General features: G+C 52.6%; 22 protein-coding genes. 10 read left to right on the forward strand and 12 right to left on the reverse strand.

Annotated features, from left to right (window positions below):
* Positions 1 to 11: 11 nt before the first annotated feature.
* From TPRIMZ1_RS0117480 to crcB, 7 genes are read left to right on the forward strand one after another with little or no spacing between them, the layout of a single operon-like run.
* Entirely contained in the window at positions 12 to 701 is a 690-nt protein-coding gene (locus tag TPRIMZ1_RS0117480) for a hypothetical protein (RefSeq protein WP_010263754.1), read from the forward strand.
* 35 nt (positions 702 to 736) lie between these two features.
* The gene (locus TPRIMZ1_RS0117485) at positions 737 to 1,984 is read left to right on the forward strand and encodes a hypothetical protein (protein ID WP_010263756.1); all 1,248 of its coding nucleotides are present in this window, start codon (positions 737 to 739) and stop codon (positions 1,982 to 1,984) included.
* Positions 1,985 to 1,993: 9 nt separating this feature from the next.
* A complete protein-coding gene (locus TPRIMZ1_RS0117490) occupies positions 1,994 to 2,689 on the forward strand; it encodes a hypothetical protein (RefSeq protein ID WP_010263758.1) in 696 nt (231 codons plus the stop codon).
* A gap of 37 nt (positions 2,690 to 2,726) precedes the next feature.
* Complete coding sequence (locus TPRIMZ1_RS0117495; protein ID WP_010263760.1) at positions 2,727 to 3,728, forward strand: phosphatase PAP2 family protein; 1,002 nt, start codon at positions 2,727 to 2,729, stop codon at positions 3,726 to 3,728.
* Between the two features lie 2 nt (positions 3,729 to 3,730).
* Positions 3,731 to 5,188: a tRNA uridine-5-carboxymethylaminomethyl(34) synthesis GTPase MnmE gene (gene mnmE / locus TPRIMZ1_RS0117500; RefSeq protein ID WP_010263762.1), complete on the forward strand. Its 1,458-nt coding sequence runs from the start codon at positions 3,731 to 3,733 to the stop codon at positions 5,186 to 5,188.
* A 2-nt stretch (positions 5,189 to 5,190) separates the two neighbouring features.
* Positions 5,191 to 7,113: a tRNA uridine-5-carboxymethylaminomethyl(34) synthesis enzyme MnmG gene (gene mnmG, locus TPRIMZ1_RS0117505; protein ID WP_010263764.1), complete on the forward strand. Its 1,923-nt coding sequence runs from the start codon at positions 5,191 to 5,193 to the stop codon at positions 7,111 to 7,113.
* A 32-nt stretch (positions 7,114 to 7,145) separates the two neighbouring features.
* On the forward strand, positions 7,146 to 7,526 hold the full coding sequence (gene crcB / locus TPRIMZ1_RS0117510) for a fluoride efflux transporter CrcB (RefSeq protein ID WP_010263766.1): 381 nt from the start codon (positions 7,146 to 7,148) through the stop codon (positions 7,524 to 7,526).
* A gap of 160 nt (positions 7,527 to 7,686) precedes the next feature.
* Here crcB and TPRIMZ1_RS0117515 read toward each other — a convergent pair whose 3' ends face one another.
* Genes TPRIMZ1_RS0117515 through TPRIMZ1_RS0117525 form a run of 3 tightly spaced genes read right to left on the reverse strand, consistent with a single transcriptional unit; the run spans position 7,687 to position 9,964 of the window.
* Positions 7,687 to 8,031, reverse strand: coding sequence for a histidine triad nucleotide-binding protein (locus tag TPRIMZ1_RS0117515; protein ID WP_010263768.1), 345 nt, complete (start codon positions 8,029 to 8,031; stop codon positions 7,687 to 7,689).
* Positions 8,028 to 9,308, reverse strand: coding sequence for a serine--tRNA ligase (serS, locus tag TPRIMZ1_RS0117520; protein ID WP_010263770.1), 1,281 nt, complete (start codon positions 9,306 to 9,308; stop codon positions 8,028 to 8,030). The genes TPRIMZ1_RS0117515 and serS overlap by 4 nt, the downstream gene beginning before the upstream one ends.
* A gap of 59 nt (positions 9,309 to 9,367) precedes the next feature.
* Positions 9,368 to 9,964, reverse strand: a complete 597-nt coding sequence (locus TPRIMZ1_RS0117525; RefSeq protein ID WP_010263772.1) for a hypothetical protein — start codon at positions 9,962 to 9,964, stop codon at positions 9,368 to 9,370.
* A 619-nt stretch (positions 9,965 to 10,583) separates the two neighbouring features.
* Here TPRIMZ1_RS0117525 and TPRIMZ1_RS19490 point away from each other — a divergent pair.
* Positions 10,584 to 11,825: a sensor histidine kinase gene (locus TPRIMZ1_RS19490; RefSeq protein WP_157784312.1), complete on the forward strand. Its 1,242-nt coding sequence runs from the start codon at positions 10,584 to 10,586 to the stop codon at positions 11,823 to 11,825.
* Here the strand turns inward: TPRIMZ1_RS19490 and atpC are convergent.
* Genes atpC through TPRIMZ1_RS0117575 form a run of 9 tightly spaced genes read right to left on the reverse strand, consistent with a single transcriptional unit; the run spans position 11,785 to position 18,637 of the window.
* Entirely contained in the window at positions 11,785 to 12,210 is a 426-nt protein-coding gene (gene atpC, locus TPRIMZ1_RS0117535) for an ATP synthase F1 subunit epsilon (RefSeq protein ID WP_010263776.1), read from the reverse strand. The two genes, TPRIMZ1_RS19490 and atpC, sit on opposite strands and share 41 nt — an antisense overlap.
* Positions 12,210 to 13,595 carry a F0F1 ATP synthase subunit beta gene (atpD, locus tag TPRIMZ1_RS0117540; RefSeq protein ID WP_010263778.1) on the reverse strand — a complete coding sequence of 462 codons (1,386 nt, stop codon included), beginning with the start codon at positions 13,593 to 13,595 and terminating at the stop codon, positions 12,210 to 12,212. Before atpD ends, atpC begins: the two co-directional genes overlap by 1 nt.
* Positions 13,596 to 13,611: 16 nt before the next feature.
* Positions 13,612 to 14,499 (reverse strand): ATP synthase F1 subunit gamma, encoded by an 888-nt coding sequence (gene atpG, locus TPRIMZ1_RS0117545; RefSeq protein ID WP_010263780.1) that lies wholly within the window; start codon positions 14,497 to 14,499, stop codon positions 13,612 to 13,614.
* A gap of 8 nt (positions 14,500 to 14,507) precedes the next feature.
* Complete coding sequence (atpA, locus tag TPRIMZ1_RS0117550; protein WP_010263781.1) at positions 14,508 to 16,010, reverse strand: F0F1 ATP synthase subunit alpha; 1,503 nt, start codon at positions 16,008 to 16,010, stop codon at positions 14,508 to 14,510.
* Positions 16,007 to 16,576, reverse strand: a complete 570-nt coding sequence (gene atpH, locus TPRIMZ1_RS0117555; protein ID WP_010263783.1) for an ATP synthase F1 subunit delta — start codon at positions 16,574 to 16,576, stop codon at positions 16,007 to 16,009. The genes atpA and atpH overlap by 4 nt, the downstream gene beginning before the upstream one ends.
* On the reverse strand, positions 16,576 to 17,082 hold the full coding sequence (atpF, locus tag TPRIMZ1_RS0117560) for a F0F1 ATP synthase subunit B (RefSeq protein WP_010263785.1): 507 nt from the start codon (positions 17,080 to 17,082) through the stop codon (positions 16,576 to 16,578). Before atpF ends, atpH begins: the two co-directional genes overlap by 1 nt.
* Before the next feature lie 15 nt (positions 17,083 to 17,097).
* Positions 17,098 to 17,328: an ATP synthase F0 subunit C gene (gene atpE, locus TPRIMZ1_RS0117565; protein WP_010263787.1), complete on the reverse strand. Its 231-nt coding sequence runs from the start codon at positions 17,326 to 17,328 to the stop codon at positions 17,098 to 17,100.
* A 56-nt stretch (positions 17,329 to 17,384) separates the two neighbouring features.
* Entirely contained in the window at positions 17,385 to 18,113 is a 729-nt protein-coding gene (locus TPRIMZ1_RS0117570) for a F0F1 ATP synthase subunit A (protein ID WP_010263790.1), read from the reverse strand.
* A gap of 8 nt (positions 18,114 to 18,121) precedes the next feature.
* The gene (locus tag TPRIMZ1_RS0117575; RefSeq protein ID WP_010263792.1) at positions 18,122 to 18,637 is read right to left on the reverse strand and encodes a hypothetical protein; all 516 of its coding nucleotides are present in this window, start codon (positions 18,635 to 18,637) and stop codon (positions 18,122 to 18,124) included.
* A 218-nt stretch (positions 18,638 to 18,855) separates the two neighbouring features.
* Here TPRIMZ1_RS0117575 and TPRIMZ1_RS0117580 point away from each other — a divergent pair, with 218 nt between their 5' ends.
* Together TPRIMZ1_RS0117580 and TPRIMZ1_RS0117590 are read left to right on the forward strand one after the other, a co-directional pair.
* Positions 18,856 to 19,917 carry a Fic family protein gene (locus tag TPRIMZ1_RS0117580; RefSeq protein WP_010263793.1) on the forward strand — a complete coding sequence of 354 codons (1,062 nt, stop codon included), beginning with the start codon at positions 18,856 to 18,858 and terminating at the stop codon, positions 19,915 to 19,917.
* A gap of 115 nt (positions 19,918 to 20,032) precedes the next feature.
* Entirely contained in the window at positions 20,033 to 21,481 is a 1,449-nt protein-coding gene (locus TPRIMZ1_RS0117590; protein WP_010263795.1) for an ATP-binding protein, read from the forward strand.
* The last annotated feature ends 175 nt before the right edge of the window (positions 21,482 to 21,656 follow it).

The following is a 21,656-nucleotide window of genomic DNA, read 5'->3' on the forward strand; positions in this document are numbered from 1 at the left end:
GTATAATCAGTATGGGTATATCTGTGCAAAAACTTCGGGCGTTATATAGTATCCTGGGCTTTACTCTTTTTCTCAGCAGCTGCAGTGATATGGATACCGTTTTTTCTTCCCCCTTTTCTTCCCAGGGAACGTACCGGGTAAATGCCCTAGTAGACAGCGATTACACCCTGGATGAATACTCCGTTGTTAATCAAAACAGTAAAATACGTCCTTTTTTTGTGAATTCCGTGGTCAATGATCCGGATGTCCGGGGACTCACGGTTTTTGTGCAGGATCTTTCGGGAACCACGATCAGCAGGAAGGTTCGGTATGTACTTTCTACGGATACCCAGGAAACAAAGGAAGTTGAGGAAAAGGAACCCCAGGGTAGTTCCGGCGAAGTTCCCCGCAGTCCAACCCAGCCGTTAGAAGAAAGCAGCCCCGGAGAGTTTGCAAGCCGGCCCCTTGTCGAAAGCGACGCCGCGTTAGGGGTATCCCCCGAAAGCTTAGCCGGAAATACTGCGGGGGATAAATCTCCGTTGACCGGGAACCCTGCCAAAAATTCTTCCGCTGAAGAGAAAACCGATGAGACAGTTCTTCCTGCGCAAGTTACGAAGAAGGGAGGAACGGATACAGTCATAGCCGCAGAGACCAACTCCAAGGCTGCGGAAAAAAGTAAAACAGCCGATGCTCCGGTAGAGCCGTCTTCGCGTCCACCGTAAAGACAGCGGCGGATCCCAAGGGGTTGGAGGATCAGGTGCTTTCGGTTAACCATCTGGATCAGTACCTTCCGGCCTTCCAGATCTTTGAGGATCTGGAGATAGGCCGGTATAATCTTATTTTCCAGGTTCTGGGAGAAAAGGAGATACTCTACAGGACTTCTAAATTGATTTACTTCCTTGGGGATGCGGATTTTACGCTAGGGGAGGTTCAAAGTTACCTGCCGGGAATATCCACGGGGGGGCGCCTTATTCCTCCGGGGATTAATGTGGTGTTGGAAACTGAGATTAGCGCCGATGACCGACTGGACCCCTATATAATTTGGTACAGTGGAAAAAAAATCATTGCCCAGGGCCGAAGCTCCGATGGGGCAAACTATCTTTTGTGGAAAACGCCGGAACAAACCGGTTTCCATATTATCAAAGCGGAGGTATTCCCTCTGCTGCCGGAGGACACTGCGCCCAACAGTATGCTCGGAAAAGTTAAAGAACTATCCCTTGCAGTATCCGCAAAGACCGAGAGGATACGGTACTTTGACAGCTTCTCCAAAGACTTTATCAACTGGTACCAATTCTGGGGAAACCTGGATGACGCCAAATCCTCCGGTAATCCTGAAAGACAGCTAATCCCCCTGTTCTCCCAGAAGCCTCGTTGGATACCCTTTGCGGGTATGTATGGCCTTTTTATCGGCCCCGATGATTCTTATACCCTCCCCGGAAAGCCCTTTACCCTATCCGGGAAGGAACAGGGCAAGGGCCGAATTTTTTCCCATCTCGTCCTCCTTACTGAAGGAAGCGTTTTGAACATCCGCTTTAATTCAAAGAACGGTCTTCCCGATGCGGCGATTCTGGATTTGTCCTTTGCGCGGGAAACTTCGTTGCAAAATGCGGAGGGGAATATAACGCTCCGGCTTTTCCCCGCAGATAATTCCGAAAACGAACCCCAAGAGATCTCCCTTGCATTGAACCCGGGCGAACTAGACGCTTTTATTACCCTCGTTATTGATTTTGAAATTGCTCCGGATCATCTTAGCGCGTCACTGCACACGGAAAATCCGGCCCGGGAAACTGAATCTATCACCCTTGCCCTGGCTGAGCCGATAAACGGAGAGGGTACGATCCGGTTCGGCGGTACGGAACATTACAAGTGGAACGGAAACCCCGGTAATGGAACACTCATACTCAACGAACTGGCCCTTAGCTATGCCCGTTTGCCCATTTTCAAGGATGAGGATGAGCCGGCGCCGGAAAACAACCCGGACCAAGAGCTAAAATCCGCCCAGTAAAACTGATTTATGAAAACTGTTCCTGCGCGGGAAACTTCGCTGCAAAATGTGCTTATCCTGATTGCCGGTATTTCCCTGTTTACAGGCTGTTTTTCCACTTCCTCCAAAGTTGTAATTCTTGGCCCTGTCCCGGAGTACCAGGAAAAAAACAGTATCATTGAGGTGATAGATCATGAAAACCCGGATGAGAATATGCCCGAATGGGTGGTCCGTTATCTTAGTACGGGCGCCATCGGGATTGAGACCTTGCCAAAATATGAAAATAGGTATGTTTTTATCGGAAAGCAAAGAGGAAACAACCTGGATTCCCTAAGCCTCTGGGCAACAAGCTTTTCGATTGACCGGGATTTTTCCCGGCTGGTCTCCGCACGGATCCAGGCCCGGTTTACCAGAATGGCCAGAGGAAATCCCGGGGAAGAATTCGGCCGTTATTTTGAAACGGTGATAAAAAATTCCTCCGATACTGCCTTTAGCGGGGCCAGTCAGGAGGACAGTTTCTGGATAAAAAAAAGAATCCTTGGGGATGACGTATTAAGCCCCATAGGGGAATCCTTTGAATATTATGTTCTGATAAGCATTGAAAGGGAAAATTTGGAAAAACAGATCAACCTTCTTCTCACAACTGCCCGGCCGGATCTTCCCCCAACGAGGGAGCAATCCACCGCCGCCATGCGGCTTAGGCTTATTTTTTATGAAGAATTCTGAGCTTGACCACAATGGCCCGGCCCATTAGTCTAAATCCATGACCGAGGCCATTACTATCAGCAATGCAGAGGTATTACCACCCCTCTTTGCCATATACCGCTGGGGTATAGATCTTATTCAGTATATTCAGGGCATTCAAAGTCCCGGACTCACGGCGTTTATCAGATTTGTAACAGCCCTGGGAACGGAATATTTTTATATTCCCGTGGTTCTCCTTATTTTTTGGTGCATAAACGAAAAAAAAGGAGCCCGGTTGGGTTTTCTCATCATATTTTCCACCCTTATAAACGGGTTTTTCAAGGAACTATTGAAACAACCCCGGCCTTTTACCCTGGAACCTTCGGTAGGACTGGCCTTTGAACCAAGTTACGGCATCCCTTCGGGGCATGCCCAACTGTCCCTCTGTTTCTGGCTGACCCTGTCCCTATGGATCAGCGGTTCACGGCTTGTAAAATCCCCCCGGCAGGCTGCGGCTATCCGCCTTGGAGCGGTTCTCTTCATCCTGCTCATCGCCTTTACCCGGCTCTACCTGGGAGTCCATTTCCCCACGGATATTCTGGCGGGCTGGCTCCTGGGGGGTCTTACCCTGGGGCTTTGGTTTGCACTCGAACCCCGGGTTACGGCGCTTCTGGATACGGGCGGCCTACGGGCAAGGATGATTGCCGTCGCGATCATCGCCCTGGGAATGATAAGCCTCTACCCATCAGATCGCAGCCTGGGCGGCCTGTTCCTCGGGTTCGGCGCCGGTTACGCCCTGATGCTTCAGCATTTTCCCTTTAGCGCCCGGCCCGGTATTTCCCCTGTTGCCCGGTGTCTCCGCTATGTCCTGGGCCTTGCCGGGGGCGCCCTGATCTACCGGGGTTTCAAGGTCCTTTTCCCCGGCGAGGATTCGATATTTTCAGCCCTGCCATACTGGGGAGCGGCGTCCCCCTTTTACGAGCTGGGCCGCTTTGTGCGTTACGGTTTGCTGGGCCTCTGGGCATCCGCAGGAGCGCCCCGGCTCTTCCTGCGGTTCCACTTGGCGGAGCCGCGGCAATAGTCATGAACACCCCTTCCTACGGCGATACGGTCCCTATCGCCGCCATCGCCACCACCCTTGGGGAAAGCGCCCTGACCCTCATCCGCAGCTCGGGTGAACATTGCCTGGAAATCCTTGCTGCTGTTTTTTCCCGGCCGGAAAAACTGCTTGGCGCGGCGGGTAATACCATCGTCCACGGCTGGCTCATCGGGCCGGCGGGTGAAAAAATTGATGACGTTCTGGTATCGGTTTACCGCAGTCCCCGCAGCTACACCGGCGAGGACGGGGCGGATATTTCCTGCCACGGGGGCATCGCCGCAGCAAAGGCGGTGATGGCGGCCCTCCACAAAGCGGGGTTCCGGGACAGCCTTCCGGGGGAGTTCAGCTTCCGGGCATTCATGAACGGCAAACTTGACCTGACCCGCGCAGAATCGGTGATGGAGATAGTATCCGCCAAAACCGACCGGGCCCGGGAACATGCGGTACACCGGCTTTCCGGCGCTCTGGAAAAAGAAATCCGGGATATCAACACAATCATTGTGCAAGCCCTGGGGGCATCGGAAATTTTTCTGGACTATTCCGAAGACGATGGGATTGGCGCTGAAGCCGGGGGCTTGCTCCCGGACCGGCCGCTGGTGGAGGAGGCCCTGGCCCGGCTCAAAACGCTGGCCGCCTCCTACCGCCGGGAGCGGCTCTTTGCCGAGGGCGCCCTGGCGGTAATTGCCGGACGGCCCAATGCAGGAAAGTCCAGTCTCTTCAACCTGCTTTTAAAGGAAGACCGTTCCATCGTCACCGATATCCCCGGTACTACCCGGGACTGGATAGAAGCCTGGGTTTCCATCGAAGGCATCCCGGTCCGGCTTGCGGATACGGCGGGACTCCACCAATCGGAGGACCCGGTAGAAAAACTCGGCATGGAACGGAGCCGGGAACTTCTGGGGGCGGCGGATATCATCCTCTATGTGTTAGACGGCGCCGAAGGCATCACCCCTGAGGACCAGGACTTTCTACAGAACCACTGCGCGGGGAACTTCGTTGCAAATTGCACAGCCGCCCCAAGCGGAGTTATCCCGCCGGTAATATTGCTCTGGAACAAAGCTGACATAACCGCTCCGCCCCTAAGTAATCAGCCCGCAGTAATGCTGTCCGAAACAATTCCGCTCCCCCGTCCCGTCAGCGCCAAGACCGGCAGTGGTATTGCGGAGCTGACCCGGGAGATCGCCGGGGTTTTGGAGAAAAAAACCGGCGGCGGTGAAGGAAAGGCGGGGGCAGGGATCGGGACAGCGCGGCAGAAGGAGCTTATCGATAGGGCAGCCGCAGCGCTGGAGGAAGCGCTCGCCCTTGCGGACAAACCGGAACCCCTGGACCTCATCGCACCATTACTGCGGGAGGGAGTGAACGCCCTGGGGGAAATTACCGGGGAAGTTTCCACCGCAGAAATACTTGACGCCATGTTCAGCAGATTTTGTGTGGGGAAATAGCAATGGATTATGATTGCATAGTGGTTGGGGGCGGCCATGCGGGAATTGAGGCGTCCCTGGCAGTTTCCCGGCTCGGTTTTTCGGTACTGCTTATCACCCAAAACCCCGACCGGATCGGGGCGCTCTCCTGTAACCCCGCAGTGGGGGGGCTCTCCAAGGGCAACCTGGTCCGGGAGCTGGACGCCCTGGGCGGACAGATGGGCAAGCTCATCGACGCAACCATGATCCAGTACCGGGTCCTGAACCGCTCCCGGGGTCCCGCAGTCCAGGCGCCGCGCGCCCAGGCGGACAAGTACGCGTATCAGACGGCCGCGCGGTCTGCGGTGGAAACCCAGCAGGGGCTGACGGTTTTTATGGACACCGTGATCGACCTGATAAGCGCCGAAAACCGTATCCAGGGGGTGGTAACACAACGGGGCCATCGTATTTCCGCCCGCACCGTAATACTGGCCACGGGTACTTTTATGGAAGGTAAGATATTTATCGGCGAGTACGACGCGCCGGAAGGCAGGCTTGGGGAAGAGGCGGCCCTGGGTCTGGGGACCAGGCTCCGGCAGCGGGGCTTTCCCGTGGGGCGGCTCAAAACCGGCACCCCCGCCAGGATTGCCGGGGATTCCATCGATTACACAAAAATGGAACGCCAGGACGGCGAAAGCCCAAGGCCCTTCTCCTTCGACGTGGAAACCGGCGCGGTCCCGGACCGGCCGCAGATCCCCTGCTGGATCACCTATACCACTCCGGCTACCCACGAAATTATCCGGGCCAATATCCACCGGTCGCCGCTCTACGGAGGGAAGATAGTCGGAGTCGGCCCCCGGTACTGTCCCTCCATTGAAGATAAGGTGGTCAGGTTCCCTGAACGGGATCGGCACCACATCTTTATTGAGCCCGAAGGGCTGAGTACCAACGAGATGTACATGAACGGCGCTTCCAGTTCCCTTCCCGAGGATGTGCAGCGGGATTTCATCCACAGTATTCCCGGCCTGGCGGAAGCCCGGATCGTCCGGCCCGCCTATGCGGTGGAGTACGATTATCTGGACCCCCTGGACCTCTACCCGACCCTGGAGTCCAAGCGCATGGACGGCCTTTTTATGGCAGGCCAAACCAACGGCAGTTCCGGCTACGAAGAAGCCGCAGCCCAGGGCATCATGGCGGGGATCAACGCTGCCCAAAAAATGCGCGGGGATCCGCCCCTGGTTTTAGGCCGGGCCGAGGCTTACATCGGGGTCCTGGTGGACGACCTTACCACCCTGGGTACCAAGGAACCCTACCGTATGTTTACCAGCCGGGCCGAACACCGGCTCATGCTGCGCCACGATACGGCGGACACCAGACTGAGCCCAAAAGGCCGGGAGACAGGACTGGTGTCCGATGAACGCTGGGAGCGGTTCCAGAAAAAAACCGCCGGCCTTGGGACAATCGCAGAATTACTGCGTACCCGAAAGATTCCCGGCCCCATTGCCGCGGTCAGTAACATTAATATCGGAACTGCAGAAAACCCGGCAGTATCTTTGCTGTCCCGTGCTGCGGGCGGCCTTGCCCCGGCCCTGGGGCCCCATGCCGGGGACAGCCTGGAACGTGCCCTGACCGATTCGGCGGTGAAGTTCGATGATATCCTGCCCTGGGCGCCGGAGCTGGCGTCCTGGCCCCGGGAGTGGATTGAGCGGAGCTTCCTGGACATCAAGTACGCCGGGTATATCGAAAAGGAAAGCCGGGCCGCAGCCCGGGGGGCCAAGATGGACGCAATAAAGCTGCCCCCGGACATGGACTATGCCGCCATCTCAGGCCTTTCTGTGGAATCAAGAGAAAAACTGCGCCAGGTCCGGCCCCTGACCGTGGGCCAGGCCGCGCGTATTCCCGGGGTACGCCAGGGGGATATCGCCCTGCTTATGGTATTAATGAAGGCCCGGCAAAAAGATTTGTAATTATCACAGATTAATAGGGAGGGAAAAACACAATGAACCTGCTATTAGTTATTTTGGGCGGCGGCTGCGGCGCCGGGCTGCGGTACCTGAGTGTCCGGGGGATAGGCGCGGTCTTCAAACCAAGCTTCCCCCTGGGGACCCTGGCGGTCAACGCGGCGGGCGCTCTGATCATAGGCTTCCTCTTTGGGGCCTTCGAAATACGCGCCGTTCCCGCCCAGTTCCGGCTCTTCCTCATCACCGGTTTTCTGGGCGGCTATACTACCTTTTCTTCCTATTCATTGGAAACAGTACGACTATTCATGACCGGCAGTATTTCTGCGGCCATCGCCAATATGGTCCTTAACAACCTGCTCTGCCTCGGCTTCACTTTTTTAGGGTTGGGCCTGAGCCAAAAAGTGGTACCCCATGTTTAGTTCTTAACCTTTATCGTTGTCATGTCCTTCACCTGGAATAAGACGCCATCACCACAAAGGACACAAAGGGAAAGAAAGAAAAAAGGGGAAATACCCTTGGTGTCCTTAGTGGTTAAAAATTCTTCCTCTTCCTTCTTCTTTGCGGTTCATTAGCCGGGCATCACCCCGGGGGCCAGTCAAGAGGCCTGCCGCCCAGGACATGTACATGGAGGTGGTCCACGGTCTGCCCGCCGTCGGACTTGCAGTTGATCACAAAACGCGCGCCCTTTTCTCCGCAGCCTAATTCTACCGCCAGTTCCTGGGCTTTGAACAAAAGCCGCCCCAGGAGGGCCGTATCGGACTTGTCCAGTTCCATAATATTCCGTATATGCTTTTTAGGAACCAGGAGGAAGTGAACCGGCGCCTGGGGAGATACATCGTGGAAGGCCAGGATTTCATCATCTTCGTAGATCTTTTTGCCGGGTATTTCGCCCTTAACGATTTTACAGAAAATACAATCGCTCATGTATCTTTCCTTTTGATAAGCTCGAACCCGCAGTAGGGAACCAGGGCTTTTGGCAGTTTTACTGTGCCATCGGCTTGCTGAAAGTTTTCCAGAACGGCGATAATGCCCCGGGAGACGGCGATGGCGGTTCCATTGAGCATGTGGACAAAGCGGTTCTTCCCTTCATCGTCCTTGTATTTAACATTGAGCCGCCGGGCCTGATAGTCGGTACAGTTGGATGTGGAAGTTACCTCCCCCCACTCACCGTTGTTGCGGCCCGGCATCCAGGCTTCCAGGTCCCACTTGCGGTAGGCCGGAGCCCCCAGGTCGCCGGTACAGGTATCCACCACCCGAAAGGGAATCTCCAGGCCCGTAAATATTTCCTCTTCTATAGAACGGAGTTCCTCATGGAAACGATCCGAATCTTCCGGAAGGCAATAAACGAACATTTCCAGCTTGGTAAACTGATGCACCCGGTACAGGCCCTTGGAAAACTGCCCCGCAGCGCCCGCTTCCCGGCGGAAACAGTGGGAAAGACCGGCCATACGCAGGGGAAGTTTTTCCCGGCTCAGAATCGTATTGGAGTAGTAACCCCCCAGGGTGATCTCCGCAGTACCCACCAGGCAGGTCCCCTCGTCCTCCACGGTATAGACATTGGATTCCGCCCCACGGGGGTTGAAGCCGATGCCCTCCAGGATCTCCTCCTTGGCCACATCCGGGGTGATAAAGGGGGTAAAGCCCCGCTTCTGCAAAATATCCAGGGCATAGCGCACCAAGCCCAGTTCCAGGAACACTCCCTCGTTCTTAAGGTAGTAGAACTTGGTCCCCGAGACCTTGGTGGCGGAATCAAAGTCGATGATATCAAGGTCCTGCCCCAGCTTAACGTGGTCCACCGGCTCAAAGTCAAACTTGGTAGGTTCCCCCACCCGCTTCACTTCCAGGTTATCCTTGTCTTCCTTGCCCAGGGGCGCTTGGGGATGGGCCATATTGGGGACCCGCCGGCCTTCGGTGTCAAGCTCCGCCTCAGTCTTGCCCAGTTCCGCCTCCGCTGCGGCAATATCCTCTTTAAACTTCTTCCCTTCCTCGATAAGCCTATTCCGGGCCTCAGGCTCAAGTTTCCCCTTCATGGCCGCGGCATTGGCGTTCCGCTGCTGCTGCAGGGACTGGAGCGCCGTAGTCAGTTCGGTACGGCGGTTAAAAAGACGGACCACAGCGTCGGCGTCGGCTTTCATATACCGGTCGGCAATGTTTTTCTTCACCGCCGGGAGATTTTCTACGATAAAACGATAGTCTAACATGATAAGCCAGTGTACCCCCCAAGGGGGCTCTAAAACAAGACCCCGAATTCAACCAGTAGTTATTCCTTATTGCGAATAAGAAACCTTACCATGAGCCGGGAGACGCCGTAACCGCCAAAGATAACCACAAACCGGTCAATCAGGTTGATGGGGATACGGGAAAAGATATCGGACCAGAGCACAGGAACATTATTCCGCAAAAGGCCCAGTTTAAAAATATCCTCCGGGGAGAAGGAATCTTTAGCCCGGGAAGCCACGGCGAAAATACAATAATCAATAAGCCCCCCAAGAACGCTGATAACGACACAGGTGGTAAGATAGAGGAGGAGCAGGGAAGCCACGGTACTGATAAAGGGTTCCCGGGGTTTACTAAGGCGACGGCAATACATCCACACCAGAATCACTTCAACGATACTGCAAAGCACAAAAAAATAATTAAACAACGGCGCATGGTCATGGGTATTAATAATAATGGCGCTTAGAATAGAGGCAGCTATCCCCGGCACGAGGCCCGTGGCAAAGGTAAGGGCAACGCTAAAGACCGTGTCAAGAAACAGGGACAGACGAAAACCCCTTCCCGTTAGGATATTGAGGAAAAAATTAGCCGTCACCGCCAGGAAGCAAAGCAAGGTTAGTTTTAATCTTCCCTTCATCATCCTGAATGTACCCTATACTGGTTCATTGCTCAAGACCAGGGCGAGCGCATATAAAATATGACTCCGGAAAAAATGGGAACGGTCAGCCCACCCTTATAAAGGGTGTTTAAGTGTATTTGAGGGGTTTTGTAAAAAAACGCAGAGAAATACTTTATCGGCAAAATCGGGTGGGGGGAGGGGCATCCCTGGCGTTCGCACGCTTGTAGAATTCACTTACGGAGCCCCTTCGGGTCTCCTCCAGTGAGGAATTCCAAATGTGCTCAGCCAGGGATGCCCCTCCCCCCACCCGCCTTTGTCAATAGGCAACGCGCTTACCCTAAACCAGGCCACTTCCACCGCCGGGAACTGCACCAAGCTTAGTTAGGCGCCGGGAAATACGCTCAAACACAGACTAATCGTACAGGCGCCGGTGGGGGCGGTGGAGCCACGCTGCGGGATATTCTGGAATTCCCTGCTGTAGGAGACCCGCAGGGGCTCCGGAAGCAGACTCTACAGGCATCCCGCAGTGGGGATTCACCGCCCCCACCGGCGTTTTTCCGATCTGCCCGGATCTGCTTTAGTATCAAGCACCATTTTGCTCAGACTTGAATGAAATTAATAAAGACGTTTAAGTATGATCATGGAAAAACGTTTTTGGCAAATGTGCTTCCTTGGCGCCTTCATTCTTAGCGGAAGCTTTTCAGCCTTTTGCGCGGGAAACTCCGTTGCAAGCAGCTCTGGGCAGGGGGACCATTCGGGAGAACCGGTGTATGTGTTTTCCCGGCAGTGGCTGGACATTGAACAGCTTATGCTGGAAGAAAACGGGCAGGACAAAAACGAACAGCTTTTGGGGATGCTTAGGGATTTCCGTGCATCCCTGGAGGATCTTATTGAAACTCCGCTTTACCAAACCTACCGGTTTAATTCTCTTTTTCACAAGGAGACCATGAATCGACTCTTCGCCGCAAGCGCCAATTTTGAGGAGGCGGTTCTGCAGGGGCGGCAGGAGGAATTGCCGGCGCTGGCCCTGGATATGAACGAAGCCCTGAACAACTGGCAGGAACAGGATGCGGAGGTGGCGGACGCCATACATCTGCGCTATTTTAATCAGTTCTTTATCCTTACCGCAGTTATCAGCCTGCTTGCCCTGGCCATATGGCTGCTGAACCGGGCGCTGGCCCATTCCCAGGTACGGGCGGAACAGAGCGCCGCCTTCTCCCAGGCCATAGTATTAGCCCAGGAGGACGAGCGGAGCCGGATAAGCCGGGAGCTCCACGATACGGTTGCCCAGGATCTGCGCGCCCAGGCGCTGCGGATTGCCGGGCTTAAGCGGGTGGAAGACCGTACTGAACAGGCTGCGTTATGCGACGAGTTGGCCGCAACCCAACGGGGGTTGGTAGATTCCATACGGGCTATCTGCGACGGCCTCTTTCCCCCGGACTTCCGGTATCAGGGCCTGGGTGATGCCCTGGACCGGCTCTGCAGGGAATTTGGTGAACGCACGGGAATCGACTGCCGCCTCACCCTGCGGGAAGACCCCCGGTATACAGACATGGACACCACGGCGCAGCTCCAGTGTTTCCGTCTGGTACAGGAGGCGCTTACCAATATTGAAAAACACGCGGAAGCATCCGAGGCGGCGGTGGTATTACGCTGGGAGGAGGATACCCTGCTTATCTGCATCAGCGATAACGGCAAGGGCTTTACGGTTTCCCCTTCCCGGGAAAACCCGGCTATCTATGCCGCCGGGCATTTCGGTATCCGGGGAATGTACACCCGCACAGCAATTCTGCGCGGCAGTCTGCGTTTTGAGAGTGAACGCGGCGAAGGAACCACCGTAATTATTCGGGCGCCTTTTCCCCGCGAAGCTCCCAGGCCTTAAGCCGCATATCCGCCCGTTCCAGTTTTTGCTTGGCGGTCCCGGACTCAAACTTAAAGCTCGAATTCTTCAGGATTTCCTCGGCCTGTCTCTTTGCTTCCAGGGCCCTTTCGTGATCAATTTCATCGGGCCATTCGGCGGAGTCTACCATGAGCACCGTCTTACCCCCCGCCACTTCCAGGATGCCCTCTGAGACAAAGCCGGTTTTCCACTGACCGCTTCTTTCCTTTATCTTTACCAGGCAGGGTTTAATCGGTGCGGTTATGGCCGCGTGGTGGGCAAGAATACCAACTTCGCCGTCCAGGAGGGTGACGCTGATAGCTTCAACCTTGTCCTTGTAAAACGGGCGGTAGGGGGTATGCACTTCAAAGGTAAACAGGCTTGGCATTATTTTTTTACCCTGGCGAGGATGTCGTCTATGGTACCGGACATAAAGAATTCCTGCTCCGGCACATTGTCGGTCTCTCCGTCCAGGATCATCTTGAAGCCCCGGATAGTTTCCTTGACCGGTACGTAGACCCCGGCCATGCCGTTAAAGTGGGCCGCCACGTTCAGGGGCTGGCTGAAGAAGCGCTGCACCTTCCGCGCCCGGGACACGGTGATCTTATCCTCAGCGGAAAGTTCGTCCATACCCAGGATGGCGATGATGTCCTGCAGTTCCTTGTAACGCTGGAGTATCTGCTGGGTCCTGATTGCCGTATTGTAATGTTCCTCCCCAACTATGGCGGGGTCCAGAATACGGGAACTGGAAGCCAGGGGGTCCACCGATGGGTAGATGCCCAGTTCCACGATCTTCCGGGAAAGGGTGATGGTGGCGTCCAGGTGGGCGAAGGTGGTAGCCGGGGCCGGATCGGTCAGGTCGTCCGCAGGGACGTAGACCGCCTGGATACTGGTGATGGAGCCCTTGGAGGTACTGGCGATCCGTTCCTGGAGGCTCCCCATTTCGTTGGCCAGAGCTGGCTGGTAACCTACGGCGCTGGGGATACGGCCCAGGAGGGCGGAAACTTCGGCGCCCGCCTGGATAAACCGGAATATGTTGTCGATAAAGAGGAGCACATCCTGGCCGCCATGGTCGCGGAAATGTTCCGCCATGGTCAGCCCCGCCAAGGCGACCCGCATACGGGCGCCGGGGGGTTCGTTCATCTGGCCGAATACCAGGGCAGTCTTGTCTATAACCCCGGACTCGTTCATGTCCCGCCAGAGGTCAGCCCCTTCCCGGGACCGCTCCCCTACCCCGGCGAAAACCGAGTACCCCGAATGTTCGGTAGCGATATTGTGGATCAACTCCATGATAACTACAGTCTTGCCTACGCCGGCGCCGCCGAAGAGGCCTATCTTCCCCCCCTTGGCGTAAGGCGCTACCAGATCAATAACCTTAATCCCGGTCTCAAAAACCTCGGTGGCGGGTTTCTGCTCCTCAAAGGGCGGCGGGGCACGGTGGATGGAAGCGTACTTCCCCGCAGTAAAGGGCCCCTTATCGTCGATGATCTTGCCGGTGACGCTGAACATACGGCCCAGGACCTCATTTCCCACGGGTACCCGGATGGGGTTCCCCGTATCCTCAACCGGGAGCCCCCGGGACAAACCTTCGGTGGCCTCCATAGCGACACAGCGCACCCGGTTATCCCCGATATGCTGGAGTACCTCAAGAATCACGTTCTTGTCCGCGGCCTTGATTTCCAGGGCATTCAAAATCGCCGGAAGCTTACCCTCCTCAAACCGCACATCCACCACCGGTCCAACTATCTGTGTAATAACACCTATATTAGCCATAAGCTATTCCTCACTTTTATTCGCTCTGGGCCGCAGAGCCCGAAATAATTTCCGATACTTCCTGGGTGATGCTGGCCTGCCTAACCCGGTTATAGTGGAGCTGCAGGGAACCCAGCATCTCCTCCGCATTTTTCGAAGCCTCGTCCATGGCGGCGATACGGGCGCTCTGCTCGCTGGCATAGGCCTCCACAAGACAGCCGTAGACCAGGCCCTTGATATACAGGGGCACCAGGGCGTCAAACACCGCCTCCTCCGAGGGGATGTATTCAAAGCTATGGGATTCCCGCTCCTTCGTTTCAATCTGGTTCAGTTCCTGCCGCATGATATCCGTCTTGAGGGGCAGGATATGTTTCTCCGTGGGGAGCAGCTTTATTGTACTGTACATATGGGTATAAACGATGTGCACCTCGTCAAACATACCCCAGAGATACTGTGAGATGATATAATCGGCGATCTCCTTGGCGTCCTCTACCTCGGGTAGTTTGGACTTGAAAGAGAAATTTTCTAAAATCAGATGGGGGGAATGCATGAAATGGCGGTACCCGATGGCGCCGATAAGCACCAGGATGGGGTTTTTGACCTTTGCGCAAACATCGTTTACATACCGGAAAATGTTGGCGTTATACCCGCCGGCAAGACCCTTATCGCTGGTAATTACGACTACCGCGCTGTGATAGTTTTCGTCATCAATTTTTCTGCCGAAAAATTCACTGTGCACATACCCTGAACCGGCTACGATGTCGTACATGGACTTCTGGATACGGTTAAAATAGGGTTCCGTATCCTCCAGAACCCGCCGGCCCTTCCGCAGTTTTGCTGTGGAGATCAGGTCCATCGCCTTTGTAACCTGTAAGGTCTGCTGTATCGCCCGCATCCGCAGCCGGACATCCCGTAAATTCGCCATGGTCTCCCCTATTGTTTGGCTTGTTTGAACGCTTCAATGGCGCCGGTTAGACCCTGCTCAATTTCCGGGGACATTACCCCGGTATCCGCAATTTCCTTGAGGAGTTCCCCCTTGCGCAGCTTCAGGTACTCAACAAATCCCTTTACAAAGGTGGAGACCTTATCCACCGGAACATCCAGAAGGAAACCGTTGATAGAAACAAAGAGCACCGCCACCTGTTCCTCCATAGCAAAGGGGGAGAACTGGGGCTGTTTAAGCACTTCCATGAGCCGCTGCCCCTGGGCAAGCTTGTCCTGGGTGGCTTTGTCCAAATCGCTGCCGAACTGGGCGAAGGCGGCCATTTCCCGGTACTGGGCCAGGTCCAGCCGCAGCCGTCCGGAAATCTTCCGTACCGCCTTGGTCTGGGCGCTTCCCCCTACCCGGCTGACCGAAAGACCCACGTCGATGGCAGGGCGGAAACCGGAATTAAAAAGCTCCGAATCCAGGAAGATCTGGCCATCGGTGATGGATATAACATTGGTTGGAATATACGAAGATATGTCCCCCGCCTGGGTTTCCACGATGGGCAGGGCGGTAATGGAACCGCCCCCCTTGTCGGTGGAAAGCCTGGCGGCCCGCTCCAGGAGCCGGGAATGGAGGTAAAACACGTCCCCGGGGAAGGCTTCCCGTCCCGGAGGCCGGCGCAGGAGCAGGGAGATGGTCCGGTAGGCCACGGCGTGTTTGGAAAGATCGTCGTAGACCACCAGGACATCCTTACCCTGATGCATAAAGTGTTCCGCCATAGCGCAGGCCGAATAGGGCGCCAGATACTGAAGGGCGGCGGAATCCGAGGCGGAGGCTAATACCACAAAGGTATAATCCATGGCGCCGAAGCGTTCCAGGTTCTTTATAATCGCCGCCACCGAGGAGGATTTCTGCCCGATACCGCAGTATACACAGTAAACACCCTTGCCCTTCTGATTGATGATGGTATCAACCGCCAGGGCAGTCTTGCCGGTTTGACGGTCCCCGATGATCAATTCCCGCTGACCCCGGCCTATGGGGATCATGGAATCCACCGAAAGGGCGCCGGTTTGGAGGGGCACGTTCACCGGGCCCCGCTCGATAACCGGTGCGGCGGGGGACTCCACCGGAAGGTACGCCTCCGCTAAGAGATCGCCCTTGCCGTCGATGGCCACGCCCAGGGGGTTCACCACCCGGCCCAGCAAGGCCTGTCCCGAGGGAACCGACACGACCCGGCCGGTAGCCTTGGCTTCCTCCCCGGCCTTTACCAGGGATTCCCCGGAGAGGAGCACACAACCCACCCCGTTTTCCTCCAGGTTCATCACGATCCCCGTGGCGCCGGAGGTGAATTCCACTAGTTCTCCGTATATGGCCTTATCCAGACCGTAAATGGTGGCCACCGAATCTCCCACCTGACCAACAAAGCCGACAGAATCGGTGGAAGCCTTTGATTCCCAATGTTCAATCTGTTCCTGCAAGACCCTGGAGAGGTCTCCAAAATTCGTCATCTAAAACCTCCATCGGAAGCTGCGTGCAATTCCCTGGCCATTTTTTGTATTTGACCCTTCAGGCTGGAATCGATCAGTTCAGTACCGATACGCAGCCGGTACCCGCCCAGAAGTTCGGGTACAATTTGAGAACCCAGCTTGATATCCCGGGCGCCGTATCGCTTTTTCAATCCGGCCTTAATCTTTTCCTGTAAATCCGTATCCAAGGGGCGTACCGATTCGACATTAACCGAAACCACCCCGTTTTTTGCATCAATCCGCTGTTCAACCGCCCGAAGAGCTGCATTTAGGTACTTAATTTGTCCCCTACGTACCAGAAGCACCACAAAACGGAGGGCATATTCAGCGCCTAAACCGGCCCCGGAGCTTTCCAAGGCGCTGCGGAGCACTTTTTCCAGCCGAAGTGCGTCATTAACCCCGGAAATTCGCCCGGGAAGATGGGAGAGGGAGGGCACAAAGACTTTCAGCGCGTCCAAAGCCTCTACGGTACAGTCGTTGCCGGAAGCTTCGCTGGAAGTTCCGCAGGCCGCCAGAAAGGCATCCGCCCAACGATCCCCCTGGAACATCAGTTATCCTCCGGTTTTGAGACTGCTGAATCGGAAAGCTCCTTGAGAAGCAGCTCAGCCTGATGGTGGCTGTCTTCATCGGAGAGTTCCCGTTGGATAAGACGGCTGGAAGCGCCGATAACCAGGGCGGCGGCATCGGCATGGAACACAGACATGGCCGCCCGTTTTTCCGCCTCAAGCTGTTTATGGCCCTTGTCGATCAACAGCTCAGCCTGGGCTTTGCCTTCGGCGACGATCCGGGCCGCCTCAGCCTGGGCGGTCTCTTTGGCGGAACGGATAATCTCCGTAGCCTGGTCCTCAACCATCTTCAGCTGATCCTCGTACTGCTTCAGGAGACCCTTCGCCTGATTCCGTTCCTTTTCCGCCAGATCCAGCGAGTCCTGAACCTTCTTTGCCCGTTCTTCAATGAACTTGGTTACCGGCTTGAAGAGGATCTTCCGGAGTATGAGAAAAAGAATGAAGATATTGATTATCGTTATGATAAAGGTTACGGAAAAATCAAGCATTTTTTAACCCTGCCCTTAGGGCAGCTTGCCAATCAACAGGATTGATATGACCAAGCCGTATATGGCGGTGGATTCCGCCAGGGCCATGCCGGTGAAAAACCAGGGGATCAGTTTCCCCGTAGCTTCAGGCTGGCGGGCAATAGCCTGTAGCAGCCCAGATGTGGCGATACCGATACCGATACCTGCGCCAATCCCCGTTATAACCGCGATTCCGGCCCCAAGGGCCGCTAAAAGTGTTAAATCCATTAGATTCTCCTTTACGTATATTCATCAAGCTTATACTAAGCCCGCTGTTTTTAACCCTATTCTTCCTCATGCCCTGTTTTAAGGGCCTCGGACAAATACATACTGGACAGGAACACAAAAATAGCCGCCTGGATAAGGCCGTCAAAGAAATCGAAGTACAGGGAAGCGATCATAGGAAGGCCCAGGGGCAGGAGCCCTTCAATCATGTGCATCAACACATAGCCCCCCATGATATTTCCAAAGAGCCGCAGGGACAAAGACAGGAGCCGGGTACCGTACTCCATGAGGTTAAAGGGCAGCATAAAGGCCATGGGGTGGAGCAGATGCTTAAACCATCCCAGGGGACCCTTGGCGATGATCCCAAACACCAGCACCCCCAGGATGGTCAGCACCGCTAGGGAAGCGGTCACGTTAATATCCTTGGTAGGGGGCGCAATAGTAAAGAGGGGAATAAATTCCCGACCCATGAAGGAAACTTCCACCGGGGAAAGGACCCCGATGATATTTGCCAAAAGGAGGAATAAAAACAGGGTTCCCATATAGTAGCCAAAATACTTAGACCAGGAACCGAACTGGCCTTTGGCAAAACTGTTGAGGAATTCCACCATGGTTTCCAGTATCGCCTGGGGACCCTTCGGTATTTCGGTGAATTTCCGAGTAAAAACCAGGGCGCAGATGATAAGAATAGCCATCACCACCCAGGAGATGATCACCGTTTCGGTAATAGGAAGGGTAGTTCCAAAAAGGGAAATGGTGAAAATCGTCTTAATTTCCAGAGCATCCATAAAAAACGTCAGTCCTTTTTGAAAAAGAAGTCGTCACGGAAATATTTTTTTAACAATTCCTCGGAAACCGAGTCCTTGCCTTTCATATTGGTATAAGTGGCTTCCAGGAAACCCTTGGTCAGGTAAAAACAGCCCAGGAGGAAGAATTCCGCCACATTATTGACCACCCCCATAGCCTGATACATACGGATGGTACTGTCAAGAACGAAATCGGTCATGATGTATTGGATAACCACCTGTTCGGACAGGTTAACCCCGTAGATCACCTCCGAAATGGGGAAGCCCTCCCGCATTTTATCCTTACCCATGCGGACGAAAAAGTCCCCCAAAGCCGCCCGGTCCAGCCCCCGATCCAAAGTCCTGGCTAAGAGGGGGTAAATGCTGGCCCCTTCGTCAATAATCCCTTCATCGTCAAGAGCAGCGTACTGCTTTAACTGGGGAGCTTTGCGGATTAGATCCTTCCATTTTTTGGCAAGGTCCCGGGCATTGATATTCAGGGTATCGATAATCGTTCCATCAACCATGCTTTTACTATAACACATAAACAAAATTGGTCAACGGATTATAAATTTTTTGTAGTTTATTTCAATTTTGATTCCTCTTATATAGAAGACTCTTTTTCTACGACCGGAAGGCCGGGGGTATTTTAGTTTCATTTAATCCCCTTTATCCTTGATAATAGTTTCAATTAATGATACAATTAGACCTATAATAAACCTTAAATGAAACTATTAAGGGCAAAATGGCAAATAACGAACAAAAAACGATACAGATAAGGCGACAGGCAATATTCGACTTTGTAAAGGTAAAAACGTCGGCCAGCCGTGAAGAAATACAGGACTATATTGCCGCCAAGTTTCCGCAAAGCTCCAAAATAACCATACTTCGTGATTTGGATTATCTTGCCGCCAATAAGGGGATAGCAAAGCAGGGAAAAACCAAGTCGGCTGTTTATGCTTATGCCGCCTCGCCATTGCTGGAAGCCATAAATGTTGAGGAATATTTTACCAAAGACCCGGATGCCCGTGTACTAATCAACACCCATTTTAATTTTGGCGTTTGGGATAACCTATACGACATTTTGAGCGAAACCGAAAAGGCGGAACTTGCAGCCAAAAACAAACAATACCTGACGAAACGGGCGGAGCTTTCGCCAACCGCCCTTAAAAAAGAGATAGAACGAATCACCATTGAGCTTGCCTGGAAATCCTCAAAGATCGAGGGCAACACCTATACTCTGATTGATACGGAAGAACTTATCAAAGGAGGTATTGAGGCAAAAGACAAAACCCACGATGAAGCCGTTATGATACTGAATCATAAAAAAGCAATAGAGTTTATTTTTACCGAGTCTTCTTATTTCAAAGAATTGAGTATGGCTAAAATAGAATATCTGCACCGGCTTTTGCTTACCGATCTTGGCGTTTTGCTTGGGGTTCGTCAAAGGCGAATCGCCATTACCGGCACGAATTACAGTCCGCTGGACAACCCGTTTCAAATCAAAGAAGCTTTGGAGCAACTGATTTCTGTGATCAATGCGGCGGAAAACCCTATCGAAAAAGCCATTATTACCGTGCTTATGATTTCGTATATCCAACCCTTTGAGGACGGGAACAAGCGAACATCCCGCATCTTGGGCAATGCGTTATTGCTTGCAAACGATTATTGTCCATTGTCCTACAGAAGTGTGAACGAGGGCGAATACAAAAAGGGTATATTGTTATTCTATGAACAAAACAACGCCTCATACTTCAAGCGGATTTTCATAGACCAGTTCAACCTTGCGGTGGATAAGTATTTTTAGTATAAGGAATGAGATATGGCAAAAGAAATTTTGGTTCTTACCGGAAGCCCGCGGAAAGGCGGGAAAACTGCTGGAACGGATTAGGATGGAACAGGATAAAGGACGGAAAAGATAAATGACAGATCTTGAAGCATTAATTTTAAGGCTAATAAAACTCCCTGCAGAAACTGTGTGGCTTGAATTTAAAAGAAATAACGATAATCCCGAGGAAATTGGTGAGTATATTAGCGCATTGAGCAATTCTGCGGCGTACCATGAACGAAATGATGCTTATATTATATGGGGCATTGATGATAAAACCCATGAAATTGTTGGGACGACTTTTGATTATCGTACTCTTAAAGTTAAGGGACAAGAGTTAGAGAATTGGCTACGTCAATTGCTGAGCGAAAATGCTATTTTTCAGTTTTATACAATTACTCTAAAAGAAAAGAAAGTTGTGTTATGTTTAATCAATAAGGCTATGTTTGCAACGGTTAAATTTAAAAGCGAAGAATATATCAGAGTTGGTTCATATAAGAAAAAATTAAAAGACTTTCCAGTTATGGAAGGCCAGCTATGGAGTAGAATAAACAATGACAGATTTGAAAAAATGCTGGCAAAACAGGATTTATCCCCATTAGCTGTCTTGCAAAGCCTGGATTACGGTAGTTATTTTGAATTGATTCATATTCCATTACCAAATAGTACGGAAGCTATTATTCACTATCTTGCAGAAGAGGAAATGATTATAAATCAAGATAATGGATTATTTGCAATTACTAATTTGGGCGCTATTTTATTTGCAAAAAATATCGAATTATTTAATACGATTTCCCGGAAAAGTATCAGGGTCATTCAATATGAGGGAAATAAACGTACTGCTACAATTCGTGAAACGGATGGGCGTAAAGGTTATGCCAGTGGCTTTCAGGGCTTGTTGCAATATATAGAAGGACTTTTGCCTGCTAAAGAAAATATTAAAGATGGTTTAAGAAATGCGGGTACATTATACCCTCAAATAGCGCTGCGTGAGTTGATAATTAATGCACTAATTCATCAGGATTTTTCAATATCAGGAACAGGTCCAATGGTTGAGATTTTTAATAACCGTATTGAAATTACCAACCCTGGCATACCATTGGTTGATGCAAAAAGGTTTATTGATAATCCTCCTATATCACGAAATGAAATGATTGCTTCTTTGATGCGAAGAGCAAATTTGTGCGAGGAAAGAGGAAGCGGCTGGGATAAAGTCGCCGCATTATGTGAAGTATATCAATTACCGGCGCCAAAAATTGAGATTTATGAAAAACATACAAAAGTCATCTTATTTTCGTATATTAAGTTTGGGAATCTCACTAGTGAGGAGAAAAAATGGTCATGTTATATGCATGCTTGTTTAAAGCAGGTAAGCGGGGAGCAGATGACAAATGCTTCTTTGCGGGAAAGGTTCGGGGTTCCGGAAAGTAATAAATCCGCCATATCCCGTTTAATTGCAGCGACAATTAAGGCAAAGTTGATTAAAGCCCTTGACCCAGATGCAGGACCTAAATATAGGTCGTATGTACCATTCTGGGCATGATTTTACTTGCTGTAAGTTGCTTGTTTATGCATTACAACGCTATATATAGCGTTGTAATGGTGGTATTACCCTTTATATAGTGTTATAATGCCAATTTTTACTTGCTTTTTATGAGGCAAGGAAGACTTAGAAGCTTTTGTAGAGAAACAAGTTAAGGAAATTGGTTCCATCCTTA

This window comes from Treponema primitia ZAS-1 (assembly GCF_000297095.1).
GTDB lineage: Bacteria > Spirochaetota > Spirochaetia > Treponematales > Breznakiellaceae > Termitinema > Termitinema primitia_A.